21 protein-coding genes are annotated in these 20,933 nt (G+C 31.5%); 8 read left to right on the plus strand and 13 right to left on the minus strand.

Translation table 11 applies throughout. The annotated features are described in order from the left end of the window. Positions 1–271 precede the first annotated feature (271 nt). Positions 272–1,828 (plus strand): fibronectin type III domain-containing protein, encoded by a 1,557-nt coding sequence (locus tag N1F78_RS00535; protein WP_406684250.1) that lies wholly within the window; start codon positions 272–274, stop codon positions 1,826–1,828. Between the two features lie 115 nt (positions 1,829–1,943). On the opposite strand, the gene ftsY is transcribed toward N1F78_RS00535, so the two are convergent. The 11 genes from ftsY to recR all read right to left on the minus strand — a co-directional run bounded on the left by ftsY (position 1,944) and on the right by recR (position 10,179). Then, positions 1,944–2,897, minus strand: coding sequence for a signal recognition particle-docking protein FtsY (ftsY, locus tag N1F78_RS00540; protein ID WP_406684251.1), 954 nt, complete (start codon positions 2,895–2,897; stop codon positions 1,944–1,946). A gap of 230 nt (positions 2,898–3,127) precedes the next feature. Continuing rightward, the gene (locus N1F78_RS00545) at positions 3,128–3,280 is read right to left on the minus strand and encodes a DUF4295 domain-containing protein (protein WP_406684252.1); all 153 of its coding nucleotides are present in this window, start codon (positions 3,278–3,280) and stop codon (positions 3,128–3,130) included. 9 nt (positions 3,281–3,289) lie between these two features. Then, on the minus strand, positions 3,290–3,472 hold the full coding sequence (gene rpmG, locus N1F78_RS00550; RefSeq protein WP_008271040.1) for a 50S ribosomal protein L33: 183 nt from the start codon (positions 3,470–3,472) through the stop codon (positions 3,290–3,292). A gap of 23 nt (positions 3,473–3,495) precedes the next feature. After that, positions 3,496–3,732 (minus strand): 50S ribosomal protein L28, encoded by a 237-nt coding sequence (rpmB, locus tag N1F78_RS00555; RefSeq protein ID WP_406684253.1) that lies wholly within the window; start codon positions 3,730–3,732, stop codon positions 3,496–3,498. 78 nt (positions 3,733–3,810) lie between these two features. Further along, positions 3,811–5,064, minus strand: a complete 1,254-nt coding sequence (locus tag N1F78_RS00560; protein WP_406684254.1) for a competence/damage-inducible protein A — start codon at positions 5,062–5,064, stop codon at positions 3,811–3,813. Between the two features lie 3 nt (positions 5,065–5,067). Further along, positions 5,068–5,409, minus strand: coding sequence for an Hpt domain-containing protein (locus N1F78_RS00565; protein WP_406684255.1), 342 nt, complete (start codon positions 5,407–5,409; stop codon positions 5,068–5,070). Beyond that, positions 5,409–6,020 carry a fumarylacetoacetate hydrolase family protein gene (locus N1F78_RS00570; RefSeq protein WP_406684256.1) on the minus strand — a complete coding sequence of 204 codons (612 nt, stop codon included), beginning with the start codon at positions 6,018–6,020 and terminating at the stop codon, positions 5,409–5,411. Before N1F78_RS00570 ends, N1F78_RS00565 begins: the two co-directional genes overlap by 1 nt. Before the next feature lie 6 nt (positions 6,021–6,026). Continuing rightward, entirely contained in the window at positions 6,027–6,803 is a 777-nt protein-coding gene (locus N1F78_RS00575; protein ID WP_406684257.1) for an exonuclease domain-containing protein, read from the minus strand. A 213-nt stretch (positions 6,804–7,016) separates the two neighbouring features. Beyond that, positions 7,017–8,342: a dihydrolipoamide acetyltransferase family protein gene (locus N1F78_RS00580; protein WP_406684258.1), complete on the minus strand. Its 1,326-nt coding sequence runs from the start codon at positions 8,340–8,342 to the stop codon at positions 7,017–7,019. Between the two features lie 112 nt (positions 8,343–8,454). After that, a complete protein-coding gene (locus N1F78_RS00585) occupies positions 8,455–9,552 on the minus strand; it encodes a glycosyltransferase family 2 protein (RefSeq protein WP_406684259.1) in 1,098 nt (365 codons plus the stop codon). A 9-nt stretch (positions 9,553–9,561) separates the two neighbouring features. Further along, positions 9,562–10,179: a recombination mediator RecR gene (gene recR / locus N1F78_RS00590; protein WP_406685697.1), complete on the minus strand. Its 618-nt coding sequence runs from the start codon at positions 10,177–10,179 to the stop codon at positions 9,562–9,564. Between the two features lie 113 nt (positions 10,180–10,292). Here recR and N1F78_RS00595 point away from each other — a divergent pair, with 113 nt between their 5' ends. Further along, positions 10,293–11,750 carry a sodium:solute symporter gene (locus N1F78_RS00595; protein ID WP_406684260.1) on the plus strand — a complete coding sequence of 486 codons (1,458 nt, stop codon included), beginning with the start codon at positions 10,293–10,295 and terminating at the stop codon, positions 11,748–11,750. Here N1F78_RS00595 and N1F78_RS00600 read toward each other — a convergent pair. Further along, the gene (locus tag N1F78_RS00600; RefSeq protein WP_406684261.1) at positions 11,727–12,089 is read right to left on the minus strand and encodes a CoA-binding protein; all 363 of its coding nucleotides are present in this window, start codon (positions 12,087–12,089) and stop codon (positions 11,727–11,729) included. The two genes, N1F78_RS00595 and N1F78_RS00600, sit on opposite strands and share 24 nt — an antisense overlap. 104 nt (positions 12,090–12,193) lie before the next feature. On the opposite strand from N1F78_RS00600, the gene N1F78_RS00605 reads away from it, so the two are divergent. After that, a complete protein-coding gene (locus N1F78_RS00605; RefSeq protein ID WP_406684262.1) occupies positions 12,194–14,665 on the plus strand; it encodes a TonB-dependent receptor domain-containing protein in 2,472 nt (823 codons plus the stop codon). Positions 14,666–15,113: 448 nt separating this feature from the next. On the opposite strand, the gene N1F78_RS00610 is transcribed toward N1F78_RS00605, so the two are convergent. Further along, positions 15,114–16,121, minus strand: a complete 1,008-nt coding sequence (locus N1F78_RS00610) for a 3-oxoacyl-ACP synthase III family protein (RefSeq protein ID WP_406684263.1) — start codon at positions 16,119–16,121, stop codon at positions 15,114–15,116. Between the two features lie 169 nt (positions 16,122–16,290). Between N1F78_RS00610 and htpG the strand changes: the two genes are divergently transcribed. From htpG to N1F78_RS00635, 5 genes are all read left to right on the plus strand, one after another. After that, positions 16,291–18,204 (plus strand): molecular chaperone HtpG, encoded by a 1,914-nt coding sequence (gene htpG / locus N1F78_RS00615; protein ID WP_406684264.1) that lies wholly within the window; start codon positions 16,291–16,293, stop codon positions 18,202–18,204. Between the two features lie 170 nt (positions 18,205–18,374). Beyond that, positions 18,375–18,959, plus strand: coding sequence for a Crp/Fnr family transcriptional regulator (locus N1F78_RS00620; RefSeq protein WP_406684265.1), 585 nt, complete (start codon positions 18,375–18,377; stop codon positions 18,957–18,959). 255 nt (positions 18,960–19,214) lie between these two features. Further along, positions 19,215–19,610, plus strand: coding sequence for a hypothetical protein (locus tag N1F78_RS00625; protein ID WP_406684266.1), 396 nt, complete (start codon positions 19,215–19,217; stop codon positions 19,608–19,610). Between the two features lie 103 nt (positions 19,611–19,713). Continuing rightward, positions 19,714–20,091 carry a VOC family protein gene (locus tag N1F78_RS00630; protein WP_406684267.1) on the plus strand — a complete coding sequence of 126 codons (378 nt, stop codon included), beginning with the start codon at positions 19,714–19,716 and terminating at the stop codon, positions 20,089–20,091. A 108-nt stretch (positions 20,092–20,199) separates the two neighbouring features. Continuing rightward, positions 20,200–20,886 carry a helix-turn-helix transcriptional regulator gene (locus N1F78_RS00635; protein ID WP_406684268.1) on the plus strand — a complete coding sequence of 229 codons (687 nt, stop codon included), beginning with the start codon at positions 20,200–20,202 and terminating at the stop codon, positions 20,884–20,886. The last annotated feature ends 47 nt before the right edge of the window (positions 20,887–20,933 follow it).

Here is a 20,933-nt window from a genome sequence, read left to right on the forward strand (position 1 = left end):
ATGTCCACTAATTATTTAAATGTTCTGGTTGAGACACCTCTTCAAAGACTTCTTTAGTTGAAGCTTTTATTAAGAAGTTATGGTAAATGTTGTAACTCATAATTCAATAAATTTACGAGTTATTATTGAAATTTAACTGTGTGTCATGAGATTCCCGCCTTCGCAGGAGTTTTATTTAAATAGCTACATAAAAATAGAATTTTAAATCCTAATCCTTTTTTTTTATATATAAAATACTACTTTTACTACAAGTAACAAGCAGGCTTCAAAAATGAAAAAATTTCATATACTACTTTTTATAACTTTTCTAATTTATAATTGCACAAATAATAATGAGGACAATAATAAATGTAATGTATTATCAAATATCACAAGCAAGGTTATTACCCATGAATCGGCCACAATAAATTGGTCATCTATTCAAGGAAGTTTTACCTTTGAAATAGAATACAAGGAATCTGGATTTACGCAAGGAACTGGGAATATTATTTCTCTTAATGACACTAACTATACATTATCAAATTTGAATAGTAGCACTACCTATGACTATTATATTAGAGCTCTTTGCGAAGAAAATGGTTATGGTGACTGGTTAGGCCCTTTTAACATAACAACACCTGCTATTTGTATAGCACCAATAGATTTAGTTGTAACTAATATTAAAGCCTACTCTAATTCAGGAGCTCACGCAACTATAAATTGGTCATCAGATTACGATGATACAACTTATGAAATAAAATTTAGACTAGTAGGTGAAGCAGATGATAGCAGTATATATTCTAATCATACACCTACTACCACAGCAAATACTTTTATCCAAAAGTATCTATTACAAAATTCTGAACATGTTGTTTATGTAAGGACTTATTGTAATGAAGACAACTATAGCGATTGGTCTGAACCTGTTTTTTTTAGAACACTATTAGCTGGTTGTACGGGTTGGGAAGCTTTTAGTGAATTATCTGCTGATAATATTACAGAAAATAGCGCTAATATATCCTGGAATGCCAATGAGCAATACGTATATTATGACTCTTATAATGTTGAGTATGGAATTTCTGGGTTTACCTTAGGGCAAGGAACTTCAGTTTCTACAGTAGACACTAATTACAACATAGATAATCTTCCATCTGGCACTCAAATTGATTTCTATGTTAGAGGTGAATGCTCTGAGAATAATTTTACTAGTTTTGAAGGTCCGTTTACTTTTGCAACACAAAATATTGGGTGTGCAATTCCAATGGATTTCGAAATATATTCTACTGGAACAGATGGAACACTTTTCCTTCAATGGTTTATAAACGAGAATGCTATTGTAGATGTATTACATTATGAGATAGCGTATGTTGAAAAAGATGTTCCTTTTAGTCAAGGCGCTACTACATTAACTATTCCTAATGATAATACATCAGCTTATTTACACGCTTTTAATCCAAATAATTACAATCTTTTGCCAGAAACGACATATCAACTTTATTTAAGAAGTGTATGTACTGATAATACTGAAAGTGTTTATGTTGGGCCTATTTCATTCACTACTGATATTGCTTGTGAAAAAGTAAATATCGTTTTTGTTAATGGGAACAAACCAAACACAATAGCTATTGAGTATCATAACCTAAATAATAATTCCACCACTGAAATTGAATATGGCATTAGAGGTTTTGAAATTGGTACTGGTATTAAGTTAGAAGAAACCAATGGTGAATTTATCTATAAAGAAATAAGCAATTTGCAATCAGGTGTTTATGATTTATATATTAGAGCTAATTGTGGTAATGATGGTTATAGTGACTACACATTAGCAACGGTTAGCGTACATGACTAAAATCTAAATTATTTTACTCCGCTATATTTTTATAAATACTGTTTGTAGCACACACAAAATCTATTATAAACTAAATGAAGTTAATTTTCATGAGATTCATGCCTGTGCAGTAATTTTATTTAAAAAACGAATCAACAAACTCATATTTATTAAACACTTGTAAATCTTCAATCCCTTCGCCCACACCAATATATTTAACCGGAATTTGAAATTGATCTGAGATACCTATTACCACACCACCTTTTGCTGTTCCATCTAACTTAGTTACAGCTAATGAACTTACTTCTGTAGCAGCTGTAAATTGTTTGGCCTGCTCAAAAGCGTTTTGTCCAGTAGATCCATCTAAAACCAATAACACATCATGAGGCGCATCTCCAACAACTTTTTGCATAACACGCTTTACTTTAGTAAGCTCGTTCATAAGGTTTACCTTATTATGCAATCTACCAGCTGTATCAATTATAACAACATCAGCATCTTGTGTTACAGCACTCTGTAATGTATCAAAAGCCACAGAAGCGGGGTCACTGCCCATAGATTGTTTTACAATTGGCACATCTACTCTATCTGCCCATACTTGTAATTGATCTATTGCAGCCGCCCTAAAGGTATCGGCAGCGCCTAAAACTACATTTAAACCTTGTTTTTTAAATTGATAGGCTAACTTACCAATTGTTGTTGTTTTACCAACGCCATTTACACCAACAACCATAATAACATAGGGCTTTTTATCTTTGGGAATTGTAAATTCTATATCCTCTCCAGAATTGGTTTCACTAAGTAAACCAGCAATTTCTTCTCTAAGAATTTGATTTAGTTCATCTGTACCAAGGTATTTATCTTTTGCAACTCGTTCTTCTATACGCTCAATAACTTTTAAGGTAGTATTTACACCTACATCACTAGTTACTAAAACCTCTTCTAAATTATCTAAAACCTCATCGTCTACTTTAGATTTTCCAGCTACAGCCTTACTTAATTTACCTAAAAAACTTGATTTAGATTTTTCTAAACCTTTATCTAATGTTTCTTTTTTTTCTGAAGAAAATATTTTCTTAAAAAAACTCATTCTTTTTAAAACCTTTATTAGTTATAGTGTTAGGGATTGTAGTCAACTACCTTGTAGTACTTAAAACCCGACCGCAAATTTATTTGGGTAACGCCTAAACACTTAATACAAATACCTAACCATATTTTTGATTCTGCCATATTAACAGATTATCAAACCAAATATAAACATAAAAAAACTGCTTTCTAAAAATTAGAAAGCAGTTTATAATATCTTAGAAAAGCTTGTGTTTACTTTTTGTTTAAAAAGTCATTAACTTGGTCTGGAGCCATAATAGACTCAACAAACAAATAAGCTCCTGTTTTAGGTGACTTTACCATTTTTATGGCTTTAGTTAACCTTTTTGATCCTGTCTGTAACGATGCTACTGCTTTTTTTGCCATGACTTATAATTATTTAATCTCTTTATGAACTGTCATACGCTTAAGGATAGGGTTGAATTTTTTAATTTCCATTCTATCTGGCGTATTCTTTTTGTTTTTTGTAGTAATGTATCTAGAAGTTCCTGGTTGTCCAGAAGCTTTATGCTCAGTACATTCTAAAATCACCTGTATTCTGTTGCCTTTCTTTGCCATTTCTTAATACTTTTATGCAGCTATTATTTTAAAAACCCTTTAGCTTTAGCTTCTTTAATTGCTGCAGAAACTCCTATTTTATTAATAGTCTTTAACGCAGATGTAGAAACTTTTAAAGTTACCCATTTATCTTCTTCTGGGATGTAAAAACGTTTCTTAACTAAGTTAGCGTTAAATCTACGCTTAGTTCTATTTAATGAGTGAGACACGTTGTTACCAACCATTGCCTTCTTCCCTGTAAGTTCACAAACTCTTGACATTATATATAACTTTAATTTCTTGTTGCTTAAATTCGAGGTGCAAATATACAAATTCTTTATATTATGACAATCTAAATTTTATCTATTTTTAAAAATTTCTTTTAGCAACATTTCAAGGGCTTTATTTACGGCTTTATTTATAACTTTTATTCTGTGATTACCTAGGGTGAATTTTTCTGAATACACGCCATTTTTACTAGCAATTGCAATGAAAACTGTACCAACTTCAGCGTCAGATTCTCCCTTAGTGGGTCCAGCATTACCAGTTGTAGCAACGGCAAAATCTGAATTGAATAATTTTAAAGCATTACTAGCCATAGCTTCAGCTACTTGATGACTTACAACAGAATTATCTTCAATGAGATCTTTTGAGACACCCAAAACATTCATTTTAGAAGCTGTAGAATACGTAACTACCCCGCCATTAAAATAGGAAGATGCTCCAGAGTTTTTGGTAAATTGTTCCGCAAGATTTCCGCCTGTACAACTCTCAGCAATAGCTAAGGTTTTACCTATTTTGGTTAATTGTTTGGCGATAATAATTTCAACAGAACCTTCTTCATCCTCAAAACCAAAAAACTTATCTTTAATTAATGGCAAAACTTTTTGAACCTCAGCTTCCACCCTAGTTTTAATATCTTCTTTATTAGCACCCTTAGCAGATAAACGCAACCTCATTTTACCTAAATTAGGCAAATAAGCTAATCTTATATCATCAGGTAATTCATTTTCCCAGTCTTCAATTCTGGCAGCTAATGCACTTTCACCAATGCCATAAACCAAAAGTGTTTTATGTAATATATAAGGAAAATTATATTTGTTTTTTAACTTAGGAACTACCTGATATTCCATTAATGCATTCATCTCATAAGGAACACCTGGAAGCGAAATAAACGTTTTATCATCTGCATCAAACCACATACCTGGAGCAGTACCCAGTTTATTCATCAAAACTTTAGATTTTGATGGCACTAAAGATTGATCTTTGTTTACTTGAAGAATTTTATCTTTAACATGTTTTTTCCAGAGAAATTCTATGTTTTGTAAAACATCATCATCTCTAACAAGAGTATCATTAAAATATTCTGCAATGGTTTTTTTGGTAATATCATCTTTTGTTGGCCCTAAACCTCCCGTTAGAATAATGATATCAGAATACTTTTCAGCATCTCTTAAAGCTTTTAAGATATGTTGTTTATCATCTTGAACAGATGTAACTTGATAAATAGAAACCCCAATTTTATTAAGATGTTTCGCTATAAAAGCAGAATTAGTATCAATTACCTGCCCGATTAGAAGTTCATCGCCAATGGTAATTATTTCTGCCTGCATGTATTACAAATTAAAATCGTTCTTTATTTCATCGAGTGCATTTTCAACAGCTTCAACAACAATTGCTAATTGCGAAGTAATATCTTCTCCTTTTTTAGTGAATTTACCCCAATCTTGCACTTCAATTAGGTTGTTTAAAACTCCTAATTCGAATAAATCTACAGTTGGCTTCATTTTATGAGCAGCTTGATATGTTTCACTATAATCTTCATTAGCAACTGCCGTTTTTAAACGTTCTAAATCTGGGGCCATTTCTTCTAAAAAAGCCTCTGCTAAAGTTGCAATAAAATCTTCATCGTTATCTGCTAACTCACGTACTCTAAATAATTTGTAATGTTGTTCCATTATTTTACTGTTACTGAAAACATCTCAGTGTCTTCTATAAATCCTTTTAATTTATCATTAGCAATTACTCTGCCAACTCCAGCAGGAGTCCCTGTAAATATAATATCTCCAATCTTTAATGTAAAATATTTTGAGACATATTCTATTATTTCATCAATTTTCCACAACATGTGGCTTGTATTTCCTTTTTGAACAATTTTATCGTTCTTTTTTAAAGAAAATTCAATGGCATTAATATTATTAAACTCATTTTTGGGTACCCAGTTACCAACAACTGCAGCTCCATCAAAGGCTTTTGCTTTCTCCCATGGTAAGCCTTTTTCTTTTAATTTACTTTGCAAATCTCTTGCTGTAAAGTCAATTCCTAGCCCAATTTCATTGTAATACTTATGGGCAAATTTTTTATCAATGTACTTTCCTATCCTATTAATTTTCACCAAAACTTCTACTTCATGATGAATATCATTAGAAAAATCCGGAATAAAAAAAGGTTGCTTTTTTAATAAAATGGCAGAATCAGGTTTTTGAAATATAACAGGTTCTGAAGGTCTTTCATTTTTCAACTCCTCAATATGCTCCGTATAATTTCTACCGATACAAATTAGCTTCATATACCTCTAAAACAATTTATTATTAAAACCTCTTAGTTTAATATTAGTTAAAACCTTTTTAGTATATAACGGAAAGTCTGCATTTAATAACCACCCAAAATAACCAGGTTCTTTTTCTAGAATCTCTGTTACCAATTTTCCTTTATGCTTTCCAAATGAAAAACATTCCTCTCCGTTTTTATTATAGGCTATAAAACCTGCAAAATCTGCAAACTTCTTTCTAGAACTAAACTCCGCCAAAAACTTGGTATCATTTTCTAATTCATCATACTTTTCTAACTGAGCTTTTAACACCTCGTATGTTGCATTAGTATCTGCCTCTGCGCTATGGGCGTCATCTAAATTTTTATCACAATAGAATTTATATGCTGCACTTAGAGTTCGTTGTTCCATTTTATGAAAAATGGTTTGCACATCAATAGCTTGACGGTTTTTCATATCGAAATCTATATCTGCTCTAAGCATTTCTTCAGCTAATAATGGGATATCAAATCGGTTGGAATTAAAACCACCCAAATCTGAATCCTTAATCATGTTATAAACCTCTTTTGCTAACACTTTAAATGTTGGCTTATCTGCAACATCTTCATCATAAATACCATGAATAACCGAAGTTTCTTTTGGTATGGGCATTTCCGGGTTCACCCGCCATGTTTTACGTTCTTCCTTTCCGTTAGGAAATACTTTTAAAATAGATATTTCAACAATTCTATCACTTGTAATATTAATTCCAGTAGTTTCTAAATCGAAAAAACAAATGGGTTTATTGAGATTGAGTTGCATGCAATTATTTTTTAAACATCAAATATAATAAATTGATATAGGGTGGAAATAAAATATTTGATACTATACTATAGCCATAACCACCAAGTATATAATATAAAAGAATAAAGAAACGAGTAAAATGCCCACAACATAATATAGAATACCTTCTCCTAACATTTTAACTGAAGAAACAATCTTATCAAAAACAGAATTTTCCTTGCGCATTAGAGCTTAAACTTCTCTATTTACATCCCAAGCTTCAAGATAGTCTTTTACAGCTTTTACAAACATACCACCTAAAGCGCCGTTAACAACACGATGGTCATATGAATGTGATAAGAACATTTTATAACGGATACCTATAAAATCACCTTCACTAGTTTCAATAACTGCTGGCACTTTTCTAATAGCACCTAAAGCCAAAATACCTACTTGTGGCTGATTTATAATTGGGGTTCCCATAATACTACCAAAAGATCCTACATTGGTTACCGTATAAGTTCCACCTTGTATATCATCAGGGTTTAATTGATTTTCACGAGCTCTAACAGCTAAATTATTAACCTGTTTAGCCATACCAACCAAATTAAGTTGGTCTGCATTTTTTATAACTGGTACTATTAAATTACCATCAGCTAAAGCTGTAGCCATACCTAGGTTAATATCTTTTTTCTTTATAATGTTATCTCCCTGAACCGAAATGTTCATCATGGGGTAATCACGAAGAGCTTTAGCTATTACCTCCATAAAAATTGGGGTAAAAGTTAACTTCTCACCTTCACGATTTTGAAAATCGTTTTTTACTTTATTTCTCCAATTCCAAATTTTGGTTACATCGGCTTCAATAAAACTTTGAACATGCGCAGAAGTTTGAATAGAGTCCATCATATGATGCGCAACAAGTTTACCCATACGGGTCATCTCGATAATTTCATCTTCTCCACTTGGAATAGCTGCCGGTGTAACAATTTTGGGAGTTTCAATTTTATTTTGAATTGGAGCAACAACTTCTTTTTCTACCTTTGGTTGTGATTTAGGTTTACTTCCTTTGTTTTCCACATAACCCAAAATATCATTTTTGGTAACCCTTCCATCTTTTCCTGTACCTTGAATTGCGTCTAGTTCATCTTGTGATATACCTTCTTCCTTAGCAATGTTTTTTACCAATGGTGAATAAAAACGATTTCCTGAAGAAACTATTGGTGTAACCGTTTCTTTAGCTATATTGATGGTCTCTTCAATTTGTTCTACCACTACGTCTTCTATTTTCTCTGAGTCGGCTGTCACCGATTCTTCACTAGAACCTCCATCATCACCATCAGTTTCAATAATTGCTATCACTTCTCCTACCTGAACAACATCATCAGTATTAAAAAACCGTTCAATTAAAATGCCGTCAACCTCACTAGGCACCTCACTATCTACCTTATCTGTTGCTATTTCAACAATTGGCTCATCCATTTCAATAGTTTCTCCAACTTCCTTTAACCAAGAGGTAATAGTTGCTTCTGCAACACTCTCTCCCATTTTAGGTAATTTAAGTTCAAACTTAGCCATATCAATAATGTAATAGTTCTATTCTAATTTGCGGTTGCAAAATTAATGAAAAAACAGTGATTCTTATTAATTATTAACAACTATTATGAGTTGAATTGTTGAAAATAATAAGTTAAAAAGTAATGACTTCTCCTCTACTAACAGAGTCATTACTCCCTAAAATAAACCGAGAATTTTTAGGCAATATCTTATAAGTTAACCCATTACCTTCTGAAAGACTTTGAATCCCTTTAATAATTTCTTTAAAAGTTAAAACACCAGCATCAAATATAATTTCAGTTCCATGCTCATGTTTACCTAACTTTTTTTCTAAAGTTAACTTGTCACCTAATAAAAGTTGTAAATCCGCATTCATGTTTTCTGAAATCAAAACATATTTTCTTATCTCTCTATCCCTTTTTATTGGTGCTTTTTTAAAAAAAGAAGCAAACATAATTCCTATGAAAACAAACAAATCAAAAAAGATATTTCTTTTAAAGTGTTTCTTATAAAATATCTGCATTGCACTATAAAACCGTCGTATATAATTCTTGTCTCTAAAGGTGCTTTCTCCTTTAAAATGAATAACACTTGTTTTTCCGAAGTAATAATTTTTATATGCTGATTTTAAAATTCTATACGATAGATCAATATCCTCACCGTACATAAAATAATCTTCATCAAAGCCAGCAACTTCATCATAAACATTTTTTTTCATTATCATAAAAGCGCCAACAAAAATATCTACTTCTCCCGCATCATCATCATTTAAATGATTAGCATAATAAGCATCAGAATTACCAATTAGCTTTTTAAGCGCAATTTTCAGATAAGGTATATTACGCTTACTTTCGGGTAAAAATTTCCCAGTGCCATCAACCAATTTACAACCAACAATCCCTATTTCATCTTCATTATCAATAAACTTTAATAACTTTAAAAATGTATCTTCAGCCACAACGGTATCAGGATTTAAAATGCATAAATATTCTCCTTTTGCTTTTTTAACCCCAATATTATTCCCCTTAGAAAACCCAAAATTCTCTTTGTTTTCTAACAGAATAACTTCAGGAAATAATTCCTTAACCATACTGCAACTATCATCTTTAGAGTTATTATCAACCACTATTATTTCTGCATCAATTTCAGATATGGCAGATTGAACACTTTTTAAGCAAACTTCTAAAAAGTACCTAACATTATAGTTTAGTATAACAACGGAAAGCTTCAAATTGAGATATTATAATTTTAACGAAGTTTCAAACGGGATTCTATTTACAATACTTCTGCCTAAGGTTATCTCATCGGCATATTCAAGTTCATCTCCCACAGAAATCCCTCTAGCAATTGTTGAAGTTGTAACTTCAAAATCCTGAATTTGCTTAAAAATGTAAAAATTAGTAGTATCACCTTCCATGGTAGAACTTAAAGCAAATATTAACTCTTTAACCTTTCCTTCCTTTACTTTTTTAACTAAAGAATCTATATTCAAATCATGAGGACCTATACCATCCATAGGAGATATTTTACCTCCTAAAACATGATATAATCCTTTAAAAGAACTTGTGTTTTCAATTGCCATAACATCTCTAATATCTTCTACCACACAAATTATTTCGGCATTTCTATTATTACTTGAACAAATTTCGCAAAGTAAATTATCACTAATGTTATGACAAGATTTACAAAATTTTACATCGTTGCGCATAGTCTGTAATGCTTCTGAAAGTGCCAAAGTGTGTTCTTTAGGTTGACGCAATAAATGCAATACTAAACGTAATGCTGTACGTTTACCTATTCCTGGTAATTGTGACATTTCACTAACGGCTCGTTCTAGTAATTTTGAAGAAAATTCCATAACAGCGAAAATACAATATATAATTAATTGTTTATTACTGTTTTTAGCTTCTTTAAATAGAATTTGCATTTTGAAACTTTTAATTTGTATTTTGAAAACCAAACAAAATCTAAATGAGCGCAACTCAAATTCTTATATTAATTGCAGCCTACTTTGGTGTACTTTTAGTAATATCTTATTATACTGGAAAGAACGATACTAATGAAGATTTCTTTAGGGCGGGTAAACAATCACCATGGTATTTAGTGGCTTTCGGAATGGTTGGCGCTTCACTTTCTGGGGTAACATTTATATCTGTTCCGGGTTGGATTGAGGGTTCTCAATTCAGTTATTTTCAAGTGGTTTTAGGTTATATGTTTGGCTACTTTATAGTAGCTTATATTATTCTCCCTATTTATTATAGGCTAAATGTGACCTCAATATATGAGTACTTGCTTCAAAGATTTGGCGTTGTTAGTCATAAAACCGGTGCTTTTTTCTTTTTTGTTTCTCGTGTTTTAGGAGCTGCTTTTAGATTGTTTTTAGTGGCCATCGTACTTCAACAATTTGTTTTTAATGCTTGGGATATTCCTTTTGAAATCACTGTAGTTATTTCCATTTTGCTAATTTGGATTTACACCAACAAAGGCGGTATAAAAACTATTGTTTGGACTGATACGCTTCAAACTTTATTCATGATTTTAGCTGTAATATTATCTATTTATTTCATTAATAAAAGTTTAGGTTGGAGTTTTAGTGAATTTTTAGTTTCAGATGAATTAAAGGATTATAGTAAAATATTTATTACCGATAGCTTTTTAGAACGAAATCATTTTATTAAATCATTCTTGGGAGGCATGTTCATTACAATTTGTATGACAGGTTTAGATCAAGATATGATGCAAAAAAACTTAACTTGTAAAACACTGAAGGATGCACAAAAAAACATGGTCTCTTTTAGCATTGTACTTGTTATTGTTACACTACTTTTTATGCTTTTAGGAGCATTGCTTTATATTTACGCGAACAAATACAACATTGCCATTCCCTTAATGGATGGAAAACCTAAAACTGATTTACTCTTTCCTGAAATTGCACTAAATAGAGGATTAGGAATTACTTTAGCCATTACCTTCATGCTAGGGTTAATAGCGGCAGCATATAGTAGTGCTGATAGTGCTTTAACTTCTTTGACCACATCATTTTGCGTTGACTTTTTAAACATAGACAAAAAGCCAAAAGACCAACAAAATAGTATTAGAAAAAAAGCCCATATAGGCATGAGTATTTTGCTGGTAATTACTATTATTATTTTTAAATATGTACTTGACAGTAATGTAATTGACAGCTTACTTACGGTTGCTGGCTACACCTACGGACCATTACTTGGTTTATTTGCCTTTGGTATTTTTACCAATTACCAAGTTAAGGACAAATATGTTTGGCTAGTAGCCTTATGTTCTGTCGTTATAATTACAATTATGGGATCAATTCCTTCAGAAAAATTAGGAGGTTATGTTTTAGGTTATGAACTTCTACCCATAAACGGTTTACTCACATTCATTGGTTTAATACTGATTCGTAGAAAGTAATACTAAAGTACAAGCGGCTTCAAAAAAAATATTGTTTTCTTTTAATATTGAAAAAAGTTCTGGATTCTCTGTTCCAGGGTTAAAAATAACACGCTTAGGATTTAAAGACACTATATAATTATAGAATTCTTTTTGGCGCTTCGGATTTAGATATAAAGTAACTGTATGTATATCATCATAATACAATAATTCAGTATCAACTTCTACCCCAGAAATTGCTCCCTTCTTCAACCCAAAGGCTACAGTTTCAAAATTGTTTGCCACTAATCTTTGTATAGCATAATTTGAATACCTATTTGGTTTTAATGAGGCTCCAAAAACGAGTGTTTTATTATTCATGTGTTAAAATGGTGTTAAGTTTTAAAAATTTAGTAACAAAAATAGTTCTAAAGCGTCTCCTTATAACAACATCAAATAAATCAATCAAAAATTAATCAATCAAAATGAAAAACTTATTTTTCATGTGCCTTTTATTGGTAGCCAATTTTTTAAGCGCACATACAGACCCCGAAAACAATATTGATAAAAAAGGTTCTATTACTGGAACCGTTTTAGACGCAAAATTACAACAACCCTTACCTTATGTAAATGTTATTATTAAAAACAATAATAACGAAACATTAACTGGTGGTATTACACTAGATGACGGTTCTTTTAGTATTGAAAAAGTTACCGAAGGAGATGTAATTGTAAGCATACAATATATTGGTTATAAAACCTTTAACAAAAACGTTACTATTGGCAAAGGAAGCTACAAAATAAAACTTGGGAATATTTACCTAGAAGAAGAAGCTGAAAGCTTAGATGCTGTGACAGTAATTGCTGAAACATCTACAATTCAACAAAAAGTGGATCGGAAAATTGTAAATGTTGGAAAAGACCTAGCCAATATGGGAACAGCTACAGATATCATGAGTGCTGTACCTTCAATAAATGTTGATGCCCAGACAGGTGACATTAGTTTACGTGGAAATCAAAATGTACGCGTTATGGTTGATGGAAAAATGTCAAACATTCCAACGGCGCAATTACTTAGACAATTACCTTCAACTGCCATAAAACAAATTGAGTTAATTACCAACCCTTCAGCAAAGTATAACCCCGAAGGAATGAGCGGACTAATTAACATTATACTTCATAAAAATGTTAATATAGGATTTAATGGTGGTATAAGTACTGGAATACAACACCAACGCGAAGCTAAGTTTAATAGTTCAATTAACATGAATTATAGAAATGGCAAGGTAAATGTATTTGGAAGCTATAGTAACAATCTTAGAAAAGGTGTTAATTTTGGTAGAATCAATCAGATTGACAATAATTCATTTCAAACTTTAGACCTTAGAGACAATAACAAATCTCATCTGTTTAAGGTTGGCGTTGATTTTTATCTAAATGAAAAGAACACTATATCGTTTTTTACTAATCAGAATACTTTTGATAGCAAAAACAAAGCTGACACCGAATTTATTTTTAACGATTTAAATGGTATTGACCAAGGGCAAACCACTAATTCAATTAACGACAACAGTTCCAATCAATATAACTTCAACTACAAATTAGACTTTAATAAAAGTGGACAACACATGGAATTGGAAGTTGACCACAATGAATTTGAGAACGAAACGGACACTTATAATGGTCAAGCTGACAATAACGTTAGACCTGATTTCTCAGAGTTAACATTAACCGATAGAAAAAGAACAACAATCAATCTAGATTATGTGGATCCATTAACTGAAAATTCAAAGTTAGAATTAGGTCTTCAAGCGAGATTGTTTGAAAATGATATCGATTATGAATCTGATGCCAGAGTAAGAAACGAATTTGGAGAATATATACCAACCACAACAGATTACCTATACGAAAGAGACATTTATTCGGCTTACATAAATTACAGTAAAAAAGTAGACAAATGGTCTTATCAATTAGGTTTAAGGGCTGAAAATGTAACTGTAGATGCGGTTGCTTCTGAAATAGATTTATCTACTAATGATGAACTACTTATCCCTTTTGAGAATGACTATTTCCAAGTGTACCCTTCTGCATTTATAACTTACACACCTTCAGATAAGCATTCCTTACAGTTAAGCTATAGTAGAAGAATTGACAGACCTGGTATAGGTCAAGTAAACCCAATTCCGGAATGGAACACCCCTTTAGTGTCTAACTTTGGTAACCAATCACTAGAACCGCAGTTCACTAACTCTATGGAGTTTAATTATACCAAAAACCTTAAAAGCGGAAGCGTTACTGGCGGGATTTTCTACAGAGTTATTAATGATGAAATAAATAGAGCTGTTAAAGTAGATAGGTCAGATTTGCAGTCTAACAGATTTATATTAACTTTCGATAACTTTGGTAACACTAGCGCTTATGGGTTAGAATTATCAAGTAACTACCGTCCAACAAAATGGTGGAGTTTGAATGCTAGTTTTGATTTATATTCTCAAACTCAAAAAGGAATTGCAGAGCGCATAGACCCAACTTTACCAAATCCGATAGAAGATGATATTATAGAAGAAACTGTAGAGGTTGAAAACACTATTTTGAACTTCAGGGTATTCAACAACTTTAAGGTAAGCAAAAAACTGACATTTACGGCATTTGCAATGTACAGAGGAAAAAACACAGGATTGAACTTTGAAATGGACCCTATGTATTTTGCTAATTTAGGTATGAGATATGCGTTCTTAAATAATAAGGCAACGCTTGGTCTGAGTTTTAATGATGTATTCAATACACAAAAAATTGGTATTGTGAGTGAAAGACCGTACCTCCAAGAAGCAAACTTTTCTCCAGAATTTAGAACATTCTCTTTAAATTTCAATTACAGATTTGGAGATGGTAAATATAGAGCCAAGTCAAGAAAACGAAGAGATAATGACGAAAAGCAAGTTCAAGGCGGATTATAAAAATTCTTTTAGTAATCTAACGAATTTCTTGATGGTTAGTGTTAAGTTAGGTTATTGAAAAAGAAACCTCAAAGTTGAAAAGCTTTGGGGTTTTATAAAAAAGAAAAAAATATTTTAATTTTCATACAATAAGAAGAACAACTTTACGTTAACGATTATATACAATCTAGCCAAAACGAAAAATAATTATTTAGAGTTAGTCATCTTACACATTAAAAATTCGTAATTAAAAGATTAGTATATTGAAAATGAAAAACTCGGAAAAAAAATTCCGAGTTTTTCTTTATGCGTTAATAAAAGTTGAAATTTGATGTTTAATGCAATAAATTTAACTTTCTTTCGTCTAATTATTATGATTCTTCACATTAGTGTTAATTGGAGTTGATTAATAGCTAAAAAACCCGAAACCATAAGTTTCGGGTTTTTACATCCTAGTTATTTATAATTTTTACCAATTAATTATTACACTTCCCCAAGTAAAACCACTACCAAAAGCAGCTAAAACAACGGTATCTCCTTCTTTAACCTTTCCTTCTTCCCAAGCTTCGGTTAATGCAATAATAACCGATGCCGCTGTTGTATTCCCATATTTTTGAATATTATTAAAAACTTGATCATCTCGTAATCCAAATTTCTTTTGAATAAATTGAGAAATTCTAAGATTTGCCTGATGAGGTATTAACACATCAATATCCTCCTTTTTCAGATTGTTGGCATGTAAACCTTCTACAATGGCCTCACTAAACCTCACCACAGCGTGCTTAAACACGAAGGTTCCATTCATATAAGGATAATATGATGTATCATCGGGATCATTAGCCTCCAATATTTCTGGAACCCAGTGCTTAATACTTGGCCCTAGAACTGTTAATTCTTCAGCATACTTACCCTCAGAATGCAAATGTGAGGACAACACCCCCTTTTCATTATCTTCTTCTCTAGTCATGACAGCAGCCCCAGCACCATCTCCAAATATAACTGTCACCCCTCTTCCTCTTGTTGATTTTTCTAATCCACCTGAGTGGTATTCAGAACCAATTACCAACACATTTTTATACATGCCAGTTTTAATAAATTGGTCGGCCACAGCAACAGCATATACAAAACCTGTACATTGGTTTCTAATATCTAGGGCCCCAACAGTAGGCATCTCTAACATATTTTGAATTTGAACCCCACAACCAGGAAAATAATAGTCTGGACTCAAAGTGGCAAACACAATAAAATCTATATCATCTTTAGTTAACCCTGCTCTTTCAATAGCAATTTTAGCTGCTTTTGCACCCATAACCGCCGATGTATCTTCACTACCTTCCTCAATCCAACGTCTTTCTTTTATACCCGTTCTTTCTTGTATCCATTCATCATTAGTATCCATCATTTTAGACAAATCATCATTAGTCACCACATTATCTGGAAGATACTTACCAAGACCTATTATTCTAGAATTATACATAGTATTTATTTTAGGTTATACAAAGTACAATAACTGTATTTAAATTCCAATTAAACCGCAAAAATGTATTCCCTATTAAAACTGTGTCAGTTTGTCACATTTAAATACTTGGTATTTTTTTTGAATAGCCTAAAAACATAATAATAAATTGAATAAAACAATAGATATCATGACAAAAGGAAATATTAATGTTTCGGTAGAGAATATCTTCCCACTCATTAAAAAGTTTTTATACAGTGATCACGAAATATTTTTGCGTGAGTTAATTAGTAATGCAACAGATGCTACCTTAAAATTAAAACACCTAAGCAATATTGGAGAAGCCAAAGTAGAATATGGCAATCCACAAATAGAGATTAAAATTGATAAAGAGGCCAAAAAACTTCATATCATTGACCAAGGTTTAGGTATGACTGCTGAGGAGGTTGAGAAATATATTAATCAAGTTGCTTTTTCTGGTGCTGAAGAATTTCTTGACAAATACAAAGATTCGGCAAAAGATTCAGGTATTATTGGGCATTTTGGTCTTGGATTCTACTCTGCTTTTATGGTAGCTGATAAAGTTGAAATTATTACAAAATCTTTCAAAGATGAACCTGCTGCTCATTGGACATGTGATGGGTCGCCAGAGTTTACTTTAGAGCCCCATGATAAAACAGAAAGAGGTACAGAAATTATTCTTCATATTTCTGAAGGTGAAGAAGAGTTCTTAGAAGACGGAAGAATCCGTGAACTTTTAACTAAGTACAACAAGTTCATGCCAGTTGCAATTAAATTTGGAACTAAGGAAATTAATGACCCTGAGCATGAGCCAGAAACCATTACAGATAAGGATGGCAAAGAAACAAAAGAACCGCACAGACAAATTACTGTTGATGACATCATCAATAATCCTGATCCAGCTTGGACAAAACAACCTGCAGATTTAAAAGACGAGGACTATACTAGTTTTTATCGTGAACTGTATCCAATGCAGTTTGAAGAGCCTTTATTCAATATCCACTTAAATGTAGATTATCCGTTCAATTTAACAGGGATTTTATATTTCCCTAAAATGACGAATGATTTAAATATTCAAAAAGATAAAATTCAACTATATCAAAACCAGGTTTTTGTAACTGATAATGTTGAAGGCATTGTTCCTGAATTCTTAACCATGTTAAGAGGTGTAATTGACTCACCAGACATTCCATTAAACGTATCGCGCTCTTATTTACAAGCTGATGGAGCAGTTAAAAAGATTTCATCTTACATCACTAGAAAAGTTGCAGATAAACTAAAATCACTTTTTAATAATAACCGAGAAGATTTTGAGTCTAAATGGAACGATATTAAAGTAGTAATTGAATACGGTATGCTTTCGGAAGAAAAATTCTTTGAAAAAGCAGAAGCCTTTACATTATACCCTACAGTTGATGGTACGTATTACACTTACGAAGAGTTATACAATAAAATAAAAGCTAACCAGACAGATAAAGATGATAAATTAGTGATTCTTTATGCAGCAAATAAAGATGATCAACACAGTTATATTGAGGCTGCTAAGGCTAAAGGTTATGAAGTATTATTATTAGATTCTCCAATTGTATCTCACTTAATTCAGAAGTTAGAAACAACAAAAGAAAATATAACTTTTGCGCGCGTTGATGGTGATCATATTGATAATTTAATTAAGAAAGATGATACCACCATTTCTAAATTAGATGAAGATCAAAAGAAATCTCTTGATGAATTATTAAAAGAAGTGGTTCCTTCTGAAAAATTCATGGTACAATTGGAAGCTATGGATAGTGAAGCGTCTCCTTTCATTATAACACAACCAGAGTTTATGCGTAGAATGAAAGAAATGCAGGCTACTGGAGGTGGTGGTGGCATGTTTGGTATGGGTAATATGCCAGAAATGTACAATTTAATTGTTAATACCAATCATGAATTAGTTAGCGAAATTCTAAACACAAAAACTAAGAAGAAACAGGAGCGTTTAATTAATCAAAGTTTAGATTTAGCACGTTTATCTCAAGGCCTATTAAAAGGTGAAGAGCTTACCAATTTTATTAAGCGTAGCTATGATATGATAAAGTAAAGCTTTGTCATACTGACTTTGTCAGTATTCTATATATATCCAAAACCACTTTGCAAAAGCAGGGTGGTTTTTTTATGATTTCTACCGTTTAACTAATTTTAATTAAAGCTACCTATAAGAATTTATTATAATGAAAAAATTATGTATTTTATAGCATAATAAGCTTAATAATGGGCTCAAACTTCTCTATTAGTAAAGAAATCTTTAAGGACGTTTCATTTTCTGAAAAAGAAATTGAAATGATAGATTCAATATTTACTAGAGAAACCTACACAAAAGGAACTATTTTACTTAAAGCCGGTGAAAAAGTTGACAGGCAATATTATATTCTTGAAGGCTGTTTAAGGTCCTATCATACAGATTCTCAAGGAAGGGATTTTACAGTACAATTTGGTATAAAAGATTGGTGGATGAGTGATTATACTGCTTTCTTCTCCAATTCAAACGCCATAATGAATATAGAAGTACTAAAAGATGCTGTAGTATACAGAATATCTGATGTGCAAAAGGAACACTTATACAATCAAATTCCAAAGGTTGAATCTTTTTTTAGAAAAAAATTGGAAAAAGCCTTTTCTGCTTTTCAAAAAAGAATCCTTTCAGAACTTTCTTTAACAGCCTCTGAACGTTATTTAAACTTCATTCAATCTTACCCAAATATTGAAAAAACGGTAAAGAATTATCACATAGCTTCTTATTTAGGTATAACAACGGAAAGTTTGAGTAGAATTAGAAAAGAACTACCTCTTAACTAGATTTATTAACATACATCAATCTTTTTAAATTTGAACCAATTTATCTTTGTCATCTCAACAAGACATATCAACTTTCTATATTCTTGTTGATTAATAGCTAATAAGCGTATGTGAACCACATGCGCTTTTTTTGGTTTTAATAAACATTTTATATTTTTCTACATAAAAACTATTACTAAAAAATAAAGCTCCCTAATCATGATTTTGAATTAAAAAACAGGTAATTTAGTATAGTAAAATGTACATTTAAACAAAATGAAAACAAAATCTAATAACCTAAATACATTCAGAATTCTTTTTATTATAAAGGGCATATTAACACTTTTCTTTTCGGTATTCTTTATTTTTTATGGAGCCATAGGGTTCTTTTTCAATAGTGTAATTGAAAATCAAAATATTAATAATGAAATTCCTTTTAACTTCGCGTGGATATTTATAATTATTGCCAGTATAGGTCTTATAATTTGTGTTGCCCTTGGAATTCTTACATTATTTGCGGCAAAATATTTAAAGGAAATAAAAAATTACAACTTCATTTTTGCTATTGCAATTGTTAATTGTCTTACTGGAATTTTAGGAATTCTGCTTGCAGTGTTCTCTCTTATTGAACTTAGCAAACCTGAAATTAAGGCATTATTCAATAAGGAATAAGTTATTTTACTGATAATTTTTTAAATAAAACACACCCCTGACATAAAACGACACAAACTCATTTAATTTTGCGTATAAGTTTAATTTAAAAATCAAAAAACAAATGAAAAACGCAATTAACTGGTTTGAAATTCCTGTTATTAATTACGAACGTGCTAAACATTTTTACACTACCGTAATAGGTTCTGAAATTAAAGATCACCACATGCCAGAACAAAATATAAAATATGGCATGTTTACTTATGACAATGATGCCGATGGTGTTGGTGGCGGATTAATTGAAGGTGAAGGTCAAAAACCAACCAGTGATGGACCAACTATCTATTTAAATGGCGGTGACAACTTAACTATTCCTTTGAGTAAAGTTGAAGAAGCTGGTGGCAAAATAGTAATGCAAAAAACAAATATTGGTGAAAATGGCTTTATGGCTCAGTTTATAGATACCGAAGGCAACAGAATTGCACTGCATTCGTGGAATTAACCTAAATTTTTTAAATTTTCATGTCATTATTTACAGAAATGATAACCTAAACTCAATCAAAAAACTATAGGATGGCGAATTATTTATTGGTTCGCTATCTTTGTTATTATGTCACAATTACCCAGACTTATATCCATTCTCACCCTGTTAAAATCAAAACGCCTTTTAACAGCAACGGAACTTTCTAAAAAATATGATGTTAGTATAAGGACTATTTATAGAGACATTAGAAAATTAGAGGAAGCAGGGGTGCCAGTTACCACTATTGAAGGTCGTGGTTATAGCATAATGGATCATTATACTGTTCCTCCGGTTCAATTCACAGAAAAGCAAGCTAATGCTTTAATTACCGCCCAACATATAGTTAATCAATCTAAAGATGTATCTTTTGTTACTGACTTCAATGAAGCATTAATCAAAATCAAGTCTGTTTTCAAAAGTTCTGTTCAGGAAAAAAGTGAGTTACTAAATGATAAAATCCGCGTTTTTAATTGGGAATATGAAGAATTTTCAAGTGACGCACTCTCCGAAATTCAATTAGCCATAACAAATTTTAATTACGTAGAAATCAATTATCAAAAAGCAGATGATTATGACACAACTTTCAGGAAAATAGAACCTTACGCTTTCTATTCTACCAATCATAAATGGATTCTAATTGCCTGGTGTCATTTACGTAATAATTATAGGGCTTTTAGAATAGACAGAATAAAACATTTTAAAATTCTACCCCTAACATTTGAAAACAGAAATTTTAACCTTCAAGATTACTTTCAATCTTGCCCATACAAATAGTATAGCCTAAATTTTGTTTGTTAAATAGGTTAATTATCATAAATCAT

Origin of the sequence: Seonamhaeicola sp. MEBiC01930 (assembly GCF_045277075.1) — a bacterium.
GTDB lineage: Bacteria > Bacteroidota > Bacteroidia > Flavobacteriales > Flavobacteriaceae > Seonamhaeicola.